Source organism: Brevundimonas sp. UBA7506, assembly GCF_002479495.1.
GTDB lineage: Bacteria > Pseudomonadota > Alphaproteobacteria > Caulobacterales > Caulobacteraceae > Brevundimonas.
This window is the reverse complement of record NZ_DLNQ01000004.1, coordinates 26148-40328: the sequence shown is the minus strand read 5'-3', so window position 1 is coordinate 40328 and position 14181 is coordinate 26148. Positions and strand designations below refer to the sequence as shown.

At 67.0% G+C, this 14181-nt stretch carries 14 protein-coding genes and 1 tRNA gene; 11 read left to right on the top strand and 4 right to left on the bottom strand.

Annotated features, from left to right (window positions below):
• The 3 genes from B3K53_RS01780 to B3K53_RS01770 form a co-directional block, all read left to right on the top strand.
• On the top strand, positions 1–80 hold an 80-nt coding region (locus B3K53_RS01780; protein ID WP_292082360.1), incomplete at its 5' end, for a hypothetical protein.
• A 257-nt stretch (positions 81–337) separates the two neighbouring features.
• Entirely contained in the window at positions 338–1912 is a 1575-nt protein-coding gene (locus B3K53_RS01775) for a PAS domain-containing hybrid sensor histidine kinase/response regulator (RefSeq protein ID WP_292082358.1), read from the top strand.
• Between the two features lie 309 nt (positions 1913–2221).
• Complete coding sequence (locus tag B3K53_RS01770) at positions 2222–3544, top strand: hemolysin family protein (RefSeq protein ID WP_292082357.1); 1323 nt, start codon at positions 2222–2224, stop codon at positions 3542–3544.
• Positions 3545–3824: 280 nt separating this feature from the next.
• Here B3K53_RS01770 and B3K53_RS01765 read toward each other — a convergent pair whose 3' ends face one another.
• Entirely contained in the window at positions 3825–5483 is a 1659-nt protein-coding gene (locus tag B3K53_RS01765) for an amino acid ABC transporter ATP-binding/permease protein (RefSeq protein WP_292082355.1), read from the bottom strand.
• On the bottom strand, positions 5480–7096 hold the full coding sequence (gene cydD, locus B3K53_RS01760; protein ID WP_292082354.1) for a thiol reductant ABC exporter subunit CydD: 1617 nt from the start codon (positions 7094–7096) through the stop codon (positions 5480–5482). The genes B3K53_RS01765 and cydD overlap by 4 nt, the downstream gene beginning before the upstream one ends.
• Before the next feature lie 218 nt (positions 7097–7314).
• Here cydD and B3K53_RS01755 point away from each other — a divergent pair, with 218 nt between their 5' ends.
• The 4 genes from B3K53_RS01755 (at position 7315) to B3K53_RS01740 (ending at position 11019) form a co-directional block, all read left to right on the top strand.
• Positions 7315–8877, top strand: coding sequence for a cytochrome ubiquinol oxidase subunit I (locus tag B3K53_RS01755; protein WP_292082359.1), 1563 nt, complete (start codon positions 7315–7317; stop codon positions 8875–8877).
• A gap of 27 nt (positions 8878–8904) precedes the next feature.
• The gene (gene cydB, locus B3K53_RS01750; protein WP_292082353.1) at positions 8905–10053 is read left to right on the top strand and encodes a cytochrome d ubiquinol oxidase subunit II; all 1149 of its coding nucleotides are present in this window, start codon (positions 8905–8907) and stop codon (positions 10051–10053) included.
• 22 nt (positions 10054–10075) lie between these two features.
• On the top strand, positions 10076–10195 hold the full coding sequence (gene cydX, locus B3K53_RS01745) for a cytochrome bd-I oxidase subunit CydX (RefSeq protein WP_114818411.1): 120 nt from the start codon (positions 10076–10078) through the stop codon (positions 10193–10195).
• 170 nt (positions 10196–10365) lie between these two features.
• Complete coding sequence (locus B3K53_RS01740) at positions 10366–11019, top strand: OmpW/AlkL family protein (RefSeq protein WP_292082352.1); 654 nt, start codon at positions 10366–10368, stop codon at positions 11017–11019.
• Between the two features lie 96 nt (positions 11020–11115).
• Here the strand turns inward: B3K53_RS01740 and B3K53_RS01735 are convergent, their stop codons facing one another.
• Positions 11116–11871, bottom strand: a complete 756-nt coding sequence (locus B3K53_RS01735; protein ID WP_292082351.1) for a Crp/Fnr family transcriptional regulator — start codon at positions 11869–11871, stop codon at positions 11116–11118.
• A 66-nt stretch (positions 11872–11937) separates the two neighbouring features.
• Positions 11938–12324: a hypothetical protein gene (locus tag B3K53_RS01730; protein ID WP_292082350.1), complete on the bottom strand. Its 387-nt coding sequence runs from the start codon at positions 12322–12324 to the stop codon at positions 11938–11940.
• A 98-nt stretch (positions 12325–12422) separates the two neighbouring features.
• On the opposite strand from B3K53_RS01730, the gene B3K53_RS01725 reads away from it, so the two are divergent.
• The 4 genes from B3K53_RS01725 to nusG all read left to right on the top strand — a co-directional run bounded on the left by B3K53_RS01725 (position 12423) and on the right by nusG (position 14130).
• Entirely contained in the window at positions 12423–12959 is a 537-nt protein-coding gene (locus B3K53_RS01725; RefSeq protein ID WP_292082348.1) for a pyridoxamine 5'-phosphate oxidase family protein, read from the top strand.
• Between the two features lie 136 nt (positions 12960–13095).
• Positions 13096–13171: transfer RNA gene (locus B3K53_RS01720), tRNA-Trp, on the top strand.
• A gap of 70 nt (positions 13172–13241) precedes the next feature.
• The gene (secE, locus tag B3K53_RS01715) at positions 13242–13541 is read left to right on the top strand and encodes a preprotein translocase subunit SecE (RefSeq protein ID WP_292082347.1); all 300 of its coding nucleotides are present in this window, start codon (positions 13242–13244) and stop codon (positions 13539–13541) included.
• 13 nt (positions 13542–13554) lie between these two features.
• Complete coding sequence (gene nusG / locus B3K53_RS01710; RefSeq protein ID WP_292082346.1) at positions 13555–14130, top strand: transcription termination/antitermination protein NusG; 576 nt, start codon at positions 13555–13557, stop codon at positions 14128–14130.
• Positions 14131–14181 lie beyond the last annotated feature (51 nt).

Sequence of the window (14181 nt, the reverse complement as noted above, 5' to 3'; positions counted from 1 at the left end):
TGGAAGAGAAGCTGCGCTTCGCTATCCGTGAAGGCGGCCGCACCGTCGGCGCCGGCGTCGTGGCCAAGATCGTCGCCTAAGCGATGGATCCGGGTCTTCGGACCCGAACAGTAAGCGTACCGGCCTGAAGCAGCCCGCAAGGGCGTCAGGCCAAGCGTAAAGCGTAACAGAGCGGCCCCCGGAGCAATCCGGGGGCCGTTTTGCTGTCGGGGCGACCTTGGCGAATTGATCGGAGAGAAAATTCGCCGGGCACGGATAATAAGTGCCTGAATATCAATGATATTAACGAAGCTGCGGTGAAGTTGGCGCAAGGCCTTCCTGACGAGAGGTAAGCCTAATGACTGACATTGACTGGCCGCGTCGCGCGGGCCTGTCCGGGGCTCTGGACGAGGCGGCGATCGTGGCCATCACGGACCGCGCCGGCCAGATTCTGTACTGCAATCAGAAGTTCGTGGACGTCAGCGGCTACAGCCGCGACGAACTGGTCGGCCAGAACCACAGGCTGGTCAATTCCGGCCATCACCCGCGTGCGTTCTTCCAGGACCTTTACCGGACCATCGCCGGCGGCGGGGTGTGGCGCGGCACGATCCAGAACCGCAACAAGAACGGCGAACTGTACTGGGTCGATACGACCATCGTGCCGAACCCGGGCGAGGACGGACGGCCCGAGACCTACACGGCCATCCGTTTCGAGGTTTCCGATCACGTCCGGGCCCTGAAGGCGCTGGAGATCGCGCAGGAAGAGACCCGCCGCGCGGCCCAGGTGCGGGACCGCTTCTTCGCCAACATCAGTCATGAGGTGCGAACGCCCCTGAACGCCGTCCTCGGTCTGGCCTCGGCCCTGGCGCACACGACCCTGACCGAGCGGCAGACGCAGATGCTGTCGCTGATCACCGGCGCGGGCGATTCCCTGCGGCGCGTGCTGGACGACATGCTGGACCTGTCGAAGATGCAGGCGGGCCAGTTCCGTCTGGCACCGGCCCCGTTCGATCTGCGCGCCGACATCGCCGCCGTGGTCGAGATGCGGGCCGCCGCCGCCGAGGAACGGGACGTGACCCTGTCGGTGAGCTTCTCGGAGGCCGCCGAAGGGCAGGTGCTGGGTGATGGCGTGCGGATCACGCAGATTGTGTCCAATCTGGTGTCCAACGCGGTCAAGTTCACGCCGGAAGGCGCTGTGGACGTGCGGGTCGATCTGACGACCGGCGCCGAGGGCGAGCGCCTGCGGATCGAGGTGAAGGACACCGGGATCGGCTTTGATCCTGAGACGGCGCAGCGCCTGTTCAATCCGTTCGTTCAGGCCGACGACACCATTTCGCGCGAGTTTGGCGGCACCGGCCTGGGGCTGTCGATCTGCCGGTCTCTGGCTGAGTTGATGGGCGGCGAGATTTCCGCGCGGTCAACGCCGGGCGAGGGCAGCCTATTCTCCGTCATCCTGCCCATCCAGCGGCTGGGCGCGGCGGCCGACACGGCTCCCGACGACGGCGCCGAAGCGATGGACAGGGCGCAGCGGGTTCTGGTGGTCGAGGACAATCCGGCCAACCAGATGGTTGTGCGCTGCCTGCTGGAACCGCTGGGTTTCGAGATCGACACCGCGGACGACGGCCGTCAGGGCGTGGATCAGTTCTTGCGCGACCGGTACGACATGATCCTGATGGACATGCAGATGCCGGTGATGGACGGGCTGACCGCGATCGGCCTGATCCGGGCGCACGAGGCGGCGCATCGACTGGACCGCACGCCGGTCGTCATGCTGACCGCCAACACGACCGAAGCCCATCAGCAGCAGGCGATGCAGGTCGGCGTGGACGCCCTTGTCGCCAAGCCGGTGACGCTCGAGATCCTGCTGGATGGCCTCAACCAGGGCATCGCTGCGGCCGAGGCCTGGCGCGCCGAGGCGTCCGCCGCCGCCTGAGGTCACGGCCAGGGAACCGCCGCCCGCCCGTGACGTTGGCTAACGACGTTAACAATCGGGTAACCATAAATGCGGCGCGCGATCCGGCTGGGACTGTTCATCGGCACCATCATCGGCATGAGCGCCTGCGCGGCGGTTCAGGACGGCGGGCGACCATCCGAGACAGGAGCCTACGGGTCGGTCGGTGTCGGCAGGACATGGTGAACCTGCGGCTGGGTGCATGATTTGCTGGCGTAGCCGCATCTTCGGCCTTATTGTCGCCGCGCGGACGCCGATTGTCGCGCCGCGCTGCGGGTTTCTCCCCTTTCGATGTTGACCATCGCTATCGCCGTCGTGCTGCTGCTTGTGGTGCTGAACGGCCTTTTCGCCATGACCGAGCTTGCGGTCGTTTCATCGCGTAAATCCAAGCTGCAAAGCCGCGCCGAGCGCGGAGATCGCGGGGCCCGGGCGGCCCTGAAGCTGTCCGAAGAGCCGACGCAGTTTCTGTCGGCGGTTCAGGTCGGCATCACCCTGATCGGCATTCTGGCGGGCGCCTATGGTCAGGCGACCATAGCGGGCGAGCTCGACCGGATCCTGGAAACCAGCTTCCCGGCGCTGGCGCCTTATTCGCAGTTCGCTTCGACGGCCCTGGTGGTCGTGCTGATCACCTATGTCTCGCTGATCGTCGGTGAGCTGGTGCCCAAGCGTCTGGCCTTGATCTTCCCCGAGACCATCGCCTCCAAGATGGCGGCGCCGATTTCGACCATGGCCCTGTTGATGAAGCCTTTCGTGCTTCTGCTGACGGCGTCGACCTCGGGCATCCTGAAACTTCTCGGCGTCAAGGACCGCGACGGTTCGGACGTCACCCAGGAAGAGGTCGAGAGCATTCTGGCGGAAGGCACGTCCGCCGGCCTGATCGAGCCTGAAGAACAGGAGATGATCGAGGAGATCCTGCGCCTGGGTGACCGCGCCGTGCGCGTGGCCATGACGCCGCGCCACGAGGTCTTCTGGATCGCCCTGGACGATTCTGAGGAAGTGCTGCGCGAGGAAATCCGCACCTGCCCCTATTCGCGCATCGTCGTGGCGCGCGAGAGCGACGTCGATAATCCCCTGGGCGTGGTTCACAAGAAGGACCTGCTTGACGCCCTGCTGACCGACGGCTCCTACGACATCGAGAAGCTGGTGGCCGAGCCCGCCTTCATTCCGCAGTCGACCTCGGTGCTAAAGGCGCTGGAGATTCTGAAGGGCTCCAAGGTTCACATGGCCTTCGTCGTCGACGAGTACGGCGCCTTCGAAGGCGTGGTGACCGCCACCGACCTGCTGGAAATGATCGCTGGCGACTTCAACGAGAGCCACGACGAACTGGGGCAGTCGATCCGCAAGCGCGAAGACGGCTCATGGGCGGTCGACGGCCAGACCGATCTGGACGAACTGGGCGACGAACTGGGAGAGGACTTCGGCGAGCACGAAAGCTTCCACACCGTCGCCGGGCTGGTGCTGCATCACCTGTCGCGGCTGCCGCAGGAGGGCGAAATCCTTCAACTGGGCCGCTTCGAGGTCGAGGTGCTGGATATGGACGATCGCCGGATCGACAAGTTGCTGTTCCGGGCCATCATTCCGGGGCAGGAAAGCGGCCCGACCGACACCGACTGATCGGCGTCGGGCCACGGTTTGCAACAACGACAAAGCGCACGTCCGTTCAACGGGCGTGCGCTTTTTTCATGGCGGGTTCCAGGTCGTTAGTTCTTCGCCTTGTCGTCCATGTTGCTCCAGACGGAGGCAAAGCCGAGGACGGCCATGAAGACCAGGAAGGCCGACACGATGGCGGCGATGACGGGAACGACGTCTGCGGGCATGGGATATCTCCTTTAATCCCAGCAAAGCCGTTCGCGAGCCCGCGCGCCTTGATAGAGATCAAAGGAATGTCGGCGGATCAGGCCGCCGCCTGCGCCTTCCGCAACGCCATCTGAACCGCCCCGGACGGCGACAGACCCGTGACGGCCAGACGCTCGTCGCACAGGGCCAGAGGGGCGGGGCGGTGGCTGACCAGGATCAGACCCTGACCGGTGCGCGCCAGACGCTCCGTCAGGCGCTCCAGCACGCGCGTCTCCGTGGCGGCGTCCAGACCTTCGGTCGGTTCGTCCAGCACCAGCCAGGGCGCGGGGCGCAGATAGGCGCGGGCCAGGCCCAAGCGACGACGTTCGCCGCCCGACAGGCGGGCGCCGTTCTCGCCAAGAGGCGCGTTCAGACCGGCGGGCGCGGCGCGGATGCGGTCAGCCAGATCGGCGTCTTCGAGCGCGGCCCACAGGGCGTCGTCATCGGCGCCCGGCAGGGCCAGCTTCAGGTTCTCACGCACCGTGCCGGCCAGCAGCACGGCCTGTTGCGGGGCGTAAGCGAACAGGGCGCGGGCAGCGTCGGGCGCGGTGTCGGCGGCGTCGACACCGCCCAGGGTCGCTTCGCCGGACAGGGGCGTGCGCAGGTCCATCAGCCGCTCGATCAGGGTGGTCTTGCCGGCGCCGGACGGGCCGGTGACGGCCAGGCGCTGTGGCGGGGCCAGCAAGAGGTCAGCGCTCAGGCCGATGATCGGGGCGGCGGGCTGAGTCGGCGCTGACGCGGGGGCTTCCAGCAGGTCGCCCAGACGCTCGACCGCCGCTTCAACCGCGCCGTTGTGGCGGAAGGCGGTCAGCAGGGCGCCAGCGCTCTCGACGGTGGTGACGGCGGCCAGAATGGCCAAGGCGATCAGGGGCGGAGAGGCAGCCCCGGCGGTCGCCATCACGCCAAGTACAGCCAAGGCCATGGCGGCTGACTGGGGCAGCAGGATCCAGCCGCCGGCCACGGCCAGGCGTTGGGTTGCGCGTTCCAGCGTCGCGCCGCGCTCGGCCAGACGCTCCACTGCCCAGGGCTTGACGCCATAGGCCTGAAGCTCGGGCGCGGCGGCGGCCAGGGCGGCGAACTCGGTCTTGAGATCGCCCGACGCGGCCTGAACCGCGCGCCCGGCGGGCTCGGCCATCCCGCGGCCGACGAGGGCCGCGGCGAGCACGCCGAAGGCGCTGGCCGCTGCGATGGCCAAGGCGGTCATCCAGCCGGTCAGCAGAGCCAGACCGATGCCTGCCACCAGACCGGCGGCGGCGCCCCAGGGCGCTGACAGGCGCACGAAGCGGTTCTGAACCGCGTCAACGTCCTGAACCATCCGCGAGGAGGCATCGCCGCCCGCCAACGTCAGAGCGCGGCTGGCGGGGCCGCGCGCGACGCTCTCGAACAACTGAGGACGCAGGGCGGCCAGGGCCTTGAGCGCCGCGTCGTGGCCGGTGACCCGCTCGCCGTAGCGCGACCCGGTGCGGACGATGGCGAGGAAGCGGATCAGGGCGCTGGGCACCATGAAGTTGAAGCTGTGGGCCACCAGGGGCCCCGCAAGACCGGCCAGGGCCGAGGCCGTGATGAACCAGCCTGACACCCCCAGCAGCAGGACGGCGGCGGCGGACACGAGGGCGGCGGTGACGGCGGCGGTCAGAAGACGCGCGCCCTGCCGACGTTCCTGGGCGCGGATCAGGGTCTTGAGGCGGGCGACGCCGGACATGTTCGGTGCGCTCACAGCCGCACCACGACGTCGGCCAATTCGGCGACGGCCTCGGAATGGGTGGCGATCAGGGTAGTGCGGCCCTCGGCCGCGGCGCGGATGATCGGCAACAGGGCGGCCTCCGACGCGGCGTCCAGATTGGCGGTGGGCTCGTCCAGCAGCAGGATCGGCGCGGGCTTGAGGAAGGCGCGGGCCAGACCCAGCCGCCGTCGCTCGCCCCCCGACAGACCGCCGCCGCGCTCGTCGATGATCCGGTTCAGGTCGCCGGTGAAGCCGGCGCGGGCGGCGGCTTCCATGACGCGCCCTGACGGCGCGCCGCGCCAGGCCAGGGCGATGTTCTCGGCCAGGGTTCCGGGCACCACGACCGGCGCCTGACCGGCCCAGGCGATCCAGGCGGTCAGGTCGGGATGGTCGGACAGGCGGACGTCGCCGACCTCGACCTCGCCGTCGCTTAGCGGGGACAGGCCGAGGAAGAGATGCAGCAGGCTGCTCTTGCCCGAGCCGCTGGCGCCCAGCAGGGCCACGGTGGCGCCGGGGGCGACAGCCAGATTGAAGTCGGTCAGGACGGGCGCGCCCGCTTCATAGGCGATGGTCACGTCGCGGAAAGCGACGGCGGGGGCGCTGGCGGGCGCTGGCGGCGGCGCGGCGACGGGCGCGGCGCTCTCGGTCAGCTTCCTCAGGCTGGGCACGGCGGATTCGGCGGCCTGACGGTCGTGATAGGCGGCGGCCAGGCGGCGCATGGGGGCATAGACTTCGGGCGCCAGGGCCAGCAGGAAGAAGGCGCGCGTCAGGCTGAGTTGCTCAGGCGCGGGGAAGGGCAGCAGCTTCAGCAGGTTGAAGCCGCAATAGACGGCGACCAGCGCGACCGCCAGGGCCGAGAAGAACTCCAGAATCGCCGAGGAGAGGAAGGCGATCTTCAGCACCTTGCCGGTGCGGCGGGCCAGATCGTCGGAGGCGCGAGCGATCACCGCCGTCTGCTGCGTCTCGGCCTGGAAGGCGAGAATGGCGGGCAGGGCGCGGATGCGGTCGAGGAAGAGACCGGACAGCCGTTCCAGCGCCTGGAACTGACGGCGGCTCTCGGCGCCCGCCGCCATGCCGGTCAGGGCCATGCCGATGACGAAGGGCAGCAGGGTGAAGATGAGGATGCAGGCGGTGAAGGGGCTGACCACGGCGGCGACGGCGATCAGCAACAGAGGCGTCACGGCGGCGGCCATGCGGGCGGGCCCGAAGCGCGAGACATGGCCGTCCAGCGCCTCGACCCCCTCGACGGTCGCGGTCATGGTCTCGGCGTCGGACAGGCGGCCGGAGAAGGCGCCGTTCAGGACCTGACGCCGCAGGTCCCCCTTGACCGCGCGGGCGGCGCGCGCGGCCACGACGGTCGCGACCTGAGTCAGCGCCCCGCGCGTCAGAAGCGAGGCGACGGCCAGGGCCGCGCCGGGCAGGGCGTGGCTGTATCCCTGCGGCAGGGCGCCGACGGCCAGTCCAAGGCCCGCCGCAAACCCTACGGCCGGAATCGCGTCGGCGATCACCAGGCCGCCGGCCAAGGACATGATCCGCGTGCGCGGCGACAGGGCCTTCTTCAGCCATTGGGCCGGTGCGGCGTCTGCTTCGATCGGCTGGGCCGTCATCGTCTCTCCTGCTCCGTCCGCGCGAACAGACATAGACCAGCGCGAAGGCGCATTGGGCGAATCGTCCTTGTGACGAAACAGCCTTGGGCGAAACGCCGTCTAGAGCGAGTCGTCCCGGTTGGGCTTTGATCCGGATCAAGGCGCGCCCCACGGCGCTGCTTTAGGTTATAGTAGAACGCCGGTCGATGGGGGCTGGCGGTCAGGAGCCTGAGCCCATGATCGACCTGGCGGTCGTAGACCTGTCACGCCTTCAGTTCGCACTGACGGCGCTATACCACTTTCTGTTCGTGCCCCTCACGCTGGGCCTCTCCTTCATGCTGGTCATCATGGAGAGCATCTATGTCATGACGCGCAGGCCTATATGGCGAACCATCACCCGGTTCTGGGGCGTGCTGTTCGGCATCAACTTCGTTCTGGGCGTGGCCACCGGCCTGACCATGGAATTCCAGTTCGGCATGAACTGGTCCTATTACTCCCACTATGTCGGCGACATCTTCGGGGCCCCGCTGGCCATTGAAGGGCTGATGGCCTTCTTCCTGGAAGCCACCTTCGTCGGCCTGATGTTCTTCGGCTGGGACAAGCTGCCGCGCGTAGGGCACCTGTTCGTCACCTTCCTGGTGGCGCTGGGCACCAACCTGTCGGCCCTGTGGATCCTGGTCGCCAACGGCTGGATGCAGAACCCGGTCGGCGCCGCCTTCAACCCCGACACCATGCGCATGGAAGTCGTGGACTTCATGGCGGTGATCTTCAACCCGGTGGCCCAGGCCAAGTTCGTCCACACCGTTTCGGCCGGCTACGTCTGCGCCGCCGTGGTCGTGCTGGGCATCTCGGCCTTCTATCTGTTGAAGGGCAAACACGTCGGGTTCGCCAAGCGGTCCATGACCGTGGCGGCCGCCTTCGGCCTGCTGTCGTCGCTGTCGGTCGTCGTTCTGGGCGATGAGTCGGGGTATGCCCTGACCGACAACCAGAAGATGAAGCTGGCCGCGCTGGAAGCCATGTGGCGCACCGAGCCGGCGCCTGCGGGTCTGACCGCCTTCGGCCTGCCCAGCCTGGAAGACCGTCACACCCATTTCGAGGTCAAGATTCCCTATGTCCTGGGCCTGATCTCGACGCGCAGCATCGACAAGCCGGTGATCGGCATTCTGGAACTGGTCGCTGTCGCTGAAGACCGTATCGAACGCGGCGTCGTCGCCTATGACGCCCTGGAGAAGGTCAAGGCCGACCACACCGACATGGCTGCTCGCGCGCAGTTTGAATCGGTGCGCAACGACCTGGGCTACGGCCTGCTGCTGAAACGCTATGTCGCCGATCCGCGTCAGGCCACGCCCGAGCAGATCAAGCAGGCGGCCTGGGACACCGTACCCAATGTGCCGCTGATGTTCTGGGTCTTCCGCATCATGGCCGGCATCGGCTTCCTGATGATCGGTCTGTTCGCCACGGCCTTCGTCCTGTGCACCCTGCGCAAGCACGACACGCGCTGGTTCCTGCGTCTGGCCGTTCTGGCCATCCCCCTGCCGTGGATCGCCATCGAGTCCGGTTGGGTCCTGGCCGAAGTGGGCCGTCAGCCCTGGGCCGTGGAAGGCGTCCTGCCGACCTTCCTGGGCGCGTCCAGCCTGACCGTGGCGCAGCTTTGGACCACCATCATCGGCTTCACCGTCCTGTACGGCGCCCTGGCGGTGATCGAGGTCGGCCTGATCCTTCGCGCGATCAAGAAAGGCCCCTTCAACCAGCACGACGTCCCCGATGAACCTCAGGCGGAAGGCGAACCGGCGGTCGCCTGACCCCGGTCGTTCAAGGAAACAAGAGAGATGGAACTTCCCCTCGACTACACCACGCTCCGCCTGATCTGGTGGGGACTGCTGGGCGTGCTGCTGATCGGCTTCGCCCTGACGGACGGCTTCGACATGGGCGTCGGCGCCCTGCTGCCCTTCGTCGCCAAGACGGATGAAGAGCGCCGCATGGTGATCAACACCGTCGGCGCGACCTGGGAGGGCAACCAGGTCTGGTTCATCGTCGGCGGCGCGGCGATATTCGCCGCCTGGCCCTTTGTTTATGCCGTCAGCTTCTCCGGCTTCTACCTGGCCATGTTCCTGGTCTTGTCGGCGCTGATCCTGCGGCCCGTGTCGTTCAAGTACCGGTCCAAGCGTGCCGACAAGCGCTGGCGCTCGATGTGGGACTGGGGCCTGTTCATCGGCAGTTTCGTCCCGGCCTTGGTGTTCGGCGTGGCTGTCGGCAACGTCCTGCTGGGCGCGCCCTTCCGCCTGGATAGCGATCTGCGCTCCTTCTACGAGGGCACGCTGCTGGGCCTGTTTTCGCCCTTCACCCTGATCTGCGGTCTGCTGTCGGTCTGCATGCTGGTGCTGCATGGCGCGGCCTGGCTGTCGATCAAGGGCGAGCAGGGGCCGGTGCTGCACCGCGCCCGCGCCATCGGCACTGTCGCCGGTCTGCTCAGCCTGGTGCTCTTCGCGGTCGGCGGCCTGTTCATCGCCTTTGGCGACATCGGCTTCCGTATCACGGGCGTGCTGGACACGGCGGGCTTCTCCAACCCGCTGCGCACCACGGTCGAGGCCGCGCCTGGCGCCTGGATGGACAACTACGGCCTCTATCCGTGGATGATCATCGCTCCGGTTCTGGGCTTCCTCGGCGCCCTGGTGGGCCTGATCGGCATGTGGCGCCGGTCCCCGGCCATGGCCTTCGGCGGTTCCTCGGCCTCGGCGGTGGGGATCATCTCAACGGTCGGCCTGTCGATGTTCCCCTTCATTCTGCCCAGCTCGATCAATCCTCAGTCCAGCCTGACGGTGTGGAACGCCTCGTCCAGCCATACGACCCTGTTCATCATGCTGGTCGTGGTGGTGGTCTTCATGCCGATCGTGCTGCTCTACACCTCGTGGGTCTACAAGGTGCTGTGGGGCCGTTCGAGCACAGCCGCTCTCAAGACCAATCCCGACCTCTACTGATCCCGCGAAAGGAGATCGTCCCATGTGGTATTTCGCCTGGATCCTGGGCCTCGGCCTGGCGGTGGCGTTCGGCGTGCTGAACGGCGTCTGGCACGAGTTCCAGCTGTTCGACGAAGGGGATGAGGGCCGCTCCGAGCCCTGATCGCTTCGTCAATGAAATCAGCCTCTTCGATCTCGGTCGAAGAGGCTTTTTCATGCGTATTTCCATGGCCTTGCGCTGGATCAAGGCGTCAGGGCAGGGGGCGTGGAAGAGTGTTCTCGACATCGAAGCCGGACCCTCCTCGATCCGGCGATTGTCGGGGATTGATACCGATGAAGACCGCCGCCGCCCTTCTGGCCGCCGCCAGTGTTCTGACCCTGGCGGGCGCCGCCTCGGCGCAAGCCGTCGCTCCCGAGCCCGTCGGCAAGGGCTCGCTGGTCGTCACCGCCCGGATGACCGGCGTCCTGCCGCAGGCCGACGACGCCATCCTCACCGCCGCGGGCGCCGACAGCGGCCTGCAGGTCGACGTCAGCGACGACTGGATGCCGACCCTGGGCTTCACCTATTTCGTCGCCGACCACTGGGCCGTCGAAGCCATCCTCGGCGCCACCCAGCACGAGGTCCGCGCCAAGGGGGCGGGAACGGATGTTGCGGTGCACGAGACCTGGGTCCTGCCGCCGGTGGTGACGCTGCAATACCGCCCGACGCCGAATGCGACGATCAGCCCCTATGTCGGCGCCGGCGTCAGCTACATGGCCTTCTTCGACGGCAAGGATAAGAACGGCTTCGAGGTCGATCTGGATGACGGCTTCGGCGTCGCCTTGCAGGCCGGGGCGGACTGGAACCTGTCGGGGCCGTGGACCCTGAATCTGGACGCCAAGAAGGTGTGGTTCGACACGGACGCCAAAATCAACGGCGGCGCGCTGAAGAGCAGCGTCAGCCTGGATCCATGGGTCGTGTCGGTGGGCGTCGGTCGGAAGTTCTAGGACTTCCGCGTCGATGCGGGGCGGGGGTGCGGGACGTCAGCCTGCACCCCCATCGCCCGTTTGATTTCAGGCCGCGCCTGCGATCATTCTTTCAGCTCAGGCCGCGCCCTCGCCCAGGGCCTTCAGCGCATCGGGATCGGGCAGGGCCACTTCATTGTTCGGCAGCAGTTGGATCAGGCCCGAGGTCTTGAACTGGGTGAAGACCCGGCTCACCGTCTCGATGGTCAGGCCCAGGTAGTCGGCGATGTCCAGGCGGGTCATGGGCAAGTGAACGTGGCCCTCGGCGCCGCCCAGTTGCACCTGCCGCGCCGACAGGCGGGTCAGGAAGCTGGCGATCCGCTCGCGCGCCGTCTTGCGGCCCAGCAGCACGATCTGTTCCTGCGCCGCCATCAGCTCGTCGCCGGCCATGGCCACCAGGCGGTGCTCCAGCGCGGGCAGGGCGTTCAGCAGTTGATCGAAGTCGCCGCGCCGGAAACGGCAGGCGCTGAGCGGCGTCAGAGCCTCGGCGGTAAAGCTGGAGGGTCCGCGACCGCCCAGACCCAGGAAGTCGCCCTGGAACAGGAAGCCGGTGATCTGGCGCCGACCGTCGGGCAGCAGGCGATACAGCTTCACTGCGCCCTCGACGACATTGAAGACGAAGGGATTGGGATCGCCTTCGTGGAACAGGGCCTGACCGGGCTGGGCGCTGATAGTCTCGCTGGCGCAGGCCATGCTCTGCAGTTCATGGCCCTTCAGGTCGGCGCAGACGCCCAGGGGCCGCGCCCCGCAGGTCGCGCAGGGATGGACGTCTTCCAGGCGGACGTCGGCAGGATCGGCGGCGGGTTCGGCCAGGGCGGCGTTACGGGCGGTCATGGTCGGCTCCAGCATTGCGCTGCAGCCTAGCTGAACGCGGATCGCTTTCGAAGTGGGCAGGCTGTCCTAGGCGACGTCTTCGGCATAGCGCAGCTTTGCGCCCAGCCGATGCGCCAGGGCGGTCAGCTCCACCGCCAGACTTTGCCGCACCAGAGGCCGCACGCCCATTTCCCGGACCACGAAGGGGCCGGCCCACAGGGTCTCGCCGTATTCCAGATCCGGTTGCCGCCACCAACTGACGAAGCCCAGGACGCCGCCGCGCTGATTACGGGCGCTGAGGATGCCGCGACTGTCGGGGGCAGTGCGCCAGTCGCGCAGGAAGGTGCGCCATTGGTCCGCGCCCAGATCGGGCCGCCACATTCGGGCCAGGGCGAACTCGGCCGGCGCCTCGGCCTCGGTGAGGGGAACGACATCCAGGCGCGGCGCGTCTGGCATGAGGCGGGACTCGGTCATGCGGCCATTTCGCGCGCTCGGGGCCAAATCGCCTTGATCTGTGTCAAGGTGAACCCGGCGGCCCCGCCGCAGGTTCTCTCAGCCAAGGAGTTCAGGTCATGACCGCAGAGTCGACATCCAGCGTGGTCCCTATCCGCGGCGGCGCGGTGGCCGCAATTTTGAAGCTGCTCGATGGCCAGCGGCTGATGACCCTGGCCTCCAATCGCGCCGACGGACGGCCCCAGGCCAGCACCCTGGGCTATCTGAACGACGGGCTGAACCTCTACTTCGTCACGGCTCGCGACAGCGAGAAGCTGCGCAACATCATCGCCGATCCGCGTGTCGGCGTCGCCGTGCGCGGCATGGCCGGAGAGGGGGAGGCGGTCGGCCTGTCCATCGACGGCCGGGCCGAGGAGGTGACCGACGGCGACGAGGTGCAGCGTCTGAACGATCTGATCATCAAGCGTTCGCCCGAGATCAGCCCCTGGGCCCCCGGCGGCGATGCAGTGGCGGTGGTCAAGGTGATTCCCGAACAGGTCGAGGCGGTGGCCGTGATCGACGGCCGCAGCCGCGCCCAGACCTTCTCGATCGGCGATCCCGACCGCGTCGTGCATGGCGTCAGCTATGAGCCGAGCGCCGTGGCGCGGCTGTTCTGAACAAGGCTGCGCATCTATCGACGGTTATCGTGAAACGCCCCTTGAAATGCGATCGGCCGTCAGGCATATGCGCCCCTCTGGCGAGGTTAGCGCCGTCGAGCTTGCTCACGGCGCATTGATCTTTGTCCGGGACACTAGGAGTGTAGCTCAGCTGGTAGAGCATCGGTCTCCAAAACCGAGGGTCGTGGGTTCGAGTCCCTCCGCTCCTGCCATTCCCCCTGTCGCAGTCGCTTGGGAGTTCCCATGTGAGGCGACAGGTTCCAGAGGTTGAAGAGACGTCATATGGCCAAGGCGAAGACCCCCGGCGGTCGCCGCACCGTGGGAAACCAGACCGCAGCCGCCGCATCCGGCGCCGCAACGGTCGCCGTTGACGCGCCTGCACCCAAGAAGAAGACGTCGCCTGCGCAGTTCTTCAGCCAGGTTCGCGCTGAAGCCCGCAAGATCGTCTGGCCCAGCCGCAAGGAGACCTGGATCACCTCGGTGATGGTCTTCATCATGGTCCTGATCGCCTCGGCCTTCTTCTGGATCGTCGACATGGGTCTGGGTTTTGCGTCCCGCTTCATTCTCGGCCTCGGCCAATAAAGGAGACGCGCACATGAGCGATGCAGCGCCCAAGCCGGCGGCCAATCCCCGCCACAAATGGTATATCGTCAACGCTTACTCGAACTTCGAAAAGAAGGTCGCGGAGCAACTGCGCGAGCAGGCGAAGCAGCAAGGCCTGGAAGACAACTTCTCCGAAATCCTGGTTCCGACCGAGGAAGTCGTCGAGATCCGTCGCGGCCGCAAGGTGAACTCGGAACGCAAATTCTTCCCCGGCTACGTGCTGGTGAAGATGGAGATGACCGACAACGCCTATCACCTGGTCAAGAATACGCCGAAGGTCACGGGCTTCCTGGGCGCCGCGGGCGGCACCAAGCCCCTGCCGGTCTCGGAACGTGAAGTTCAGAACATCATCGGCGCCGTGGAAGAGGGCGTCGAGCGTCCGAAGCCCACGATCCGCTTCGACATCGGCGAAACCGTCAAGGTCATCGACGGTCCGTTCGCCAGCTTCGACGGTCAGGTCGAGAGCGTCGACGAAGACAACGCCCGCCTGCGCGTGGCCGTCTCCATCTTCGGTCGCCCGACCCCGGTGGATCTGGAATACAATCAGGTCGAGAAGACCGCCGGCTAAGCCGGGCCTTTTCGGTTCAGACATTCGAGGGTCGCGCCTGCGGCCCTCGTT

Bases quoted from the DNA above. Each gene is read 5' to 3' on its own strand.
- B3K53_RS01775 (WP_292082358.1), top strand. From the start codon at position 338: ATGACTGACATTGACTGGCCGCGTCGCGCGGGCCTGTCCGGGGCTCTG.
- B3K53_RS01770 (WP_292082357.1), top strand. From the start codon at position 2,222: ATGTTGACCATCGCTATCGCCGTCGTGCTGCTGCTTGTGGTGCTGAAC.
- cydD (WP_292082354.1), bottom strand. From the start codon at position 7,096: ATGACGGCCCAGCCGATCGAAGCAGACGCCGCACCGGCCCAATGGCTG.
- cydB (WP_292082353.1), top strand. From the start codon at position 8,905: ATGGAACTTCCCCTCGACTACACCACGCTCCGCCTGATCTGGTGGGGA.
- cydX (WP_114818411.1), top strand. From the start codon at position 10,076: ATGTGGTATTTCGCCTGGATCCTGGGCCTCGGCCTGGCGGTGGCGTTC.
- B3K53_RS01740 (WP_292082352.1), top strand. From the start codon at position 10,366: ATGAAGACCGCCGCCGCCCTTCTGGCCGCCGCCAGTGTTCTGACCCTG.
- B3K53_RS01735 (WP_292082351.1), bottom strand. From the start codon at position 11,871: ATGACCGCCCGTAACGCCGCCCTGGCCGAACCCGCCGCCGATCCTGCC.
- B3K53_RS01730 (WP_292082350.1), bottom strand. From the start codon at position 12,324: ATGACCGAGTCCCGCCTCATGCCAGACGCGCCGCGCCTGGATGTCGTT.
- B3K53_RS01725 (WP_292082348.1), top strand. From the start codon at position 12,423: ATGACCGCAGAGTCGACATCCAGCGTGGTCCCTATCCGCGGCGGCGCG.
- secE (WP_292082347.1), top strand. From the start codon at position 13,242: ATGGCCAAGGCGAAGACCCCCGGCGGTCGCCGCACCGTGGGAAACCAG.
- nusG (WP_292082346.1), top strand. From the start codon at position 13,555: ATGAGCGATGCAGCGCCCAAGCCGGCGGCCAATCCCCGCCACAAATGG.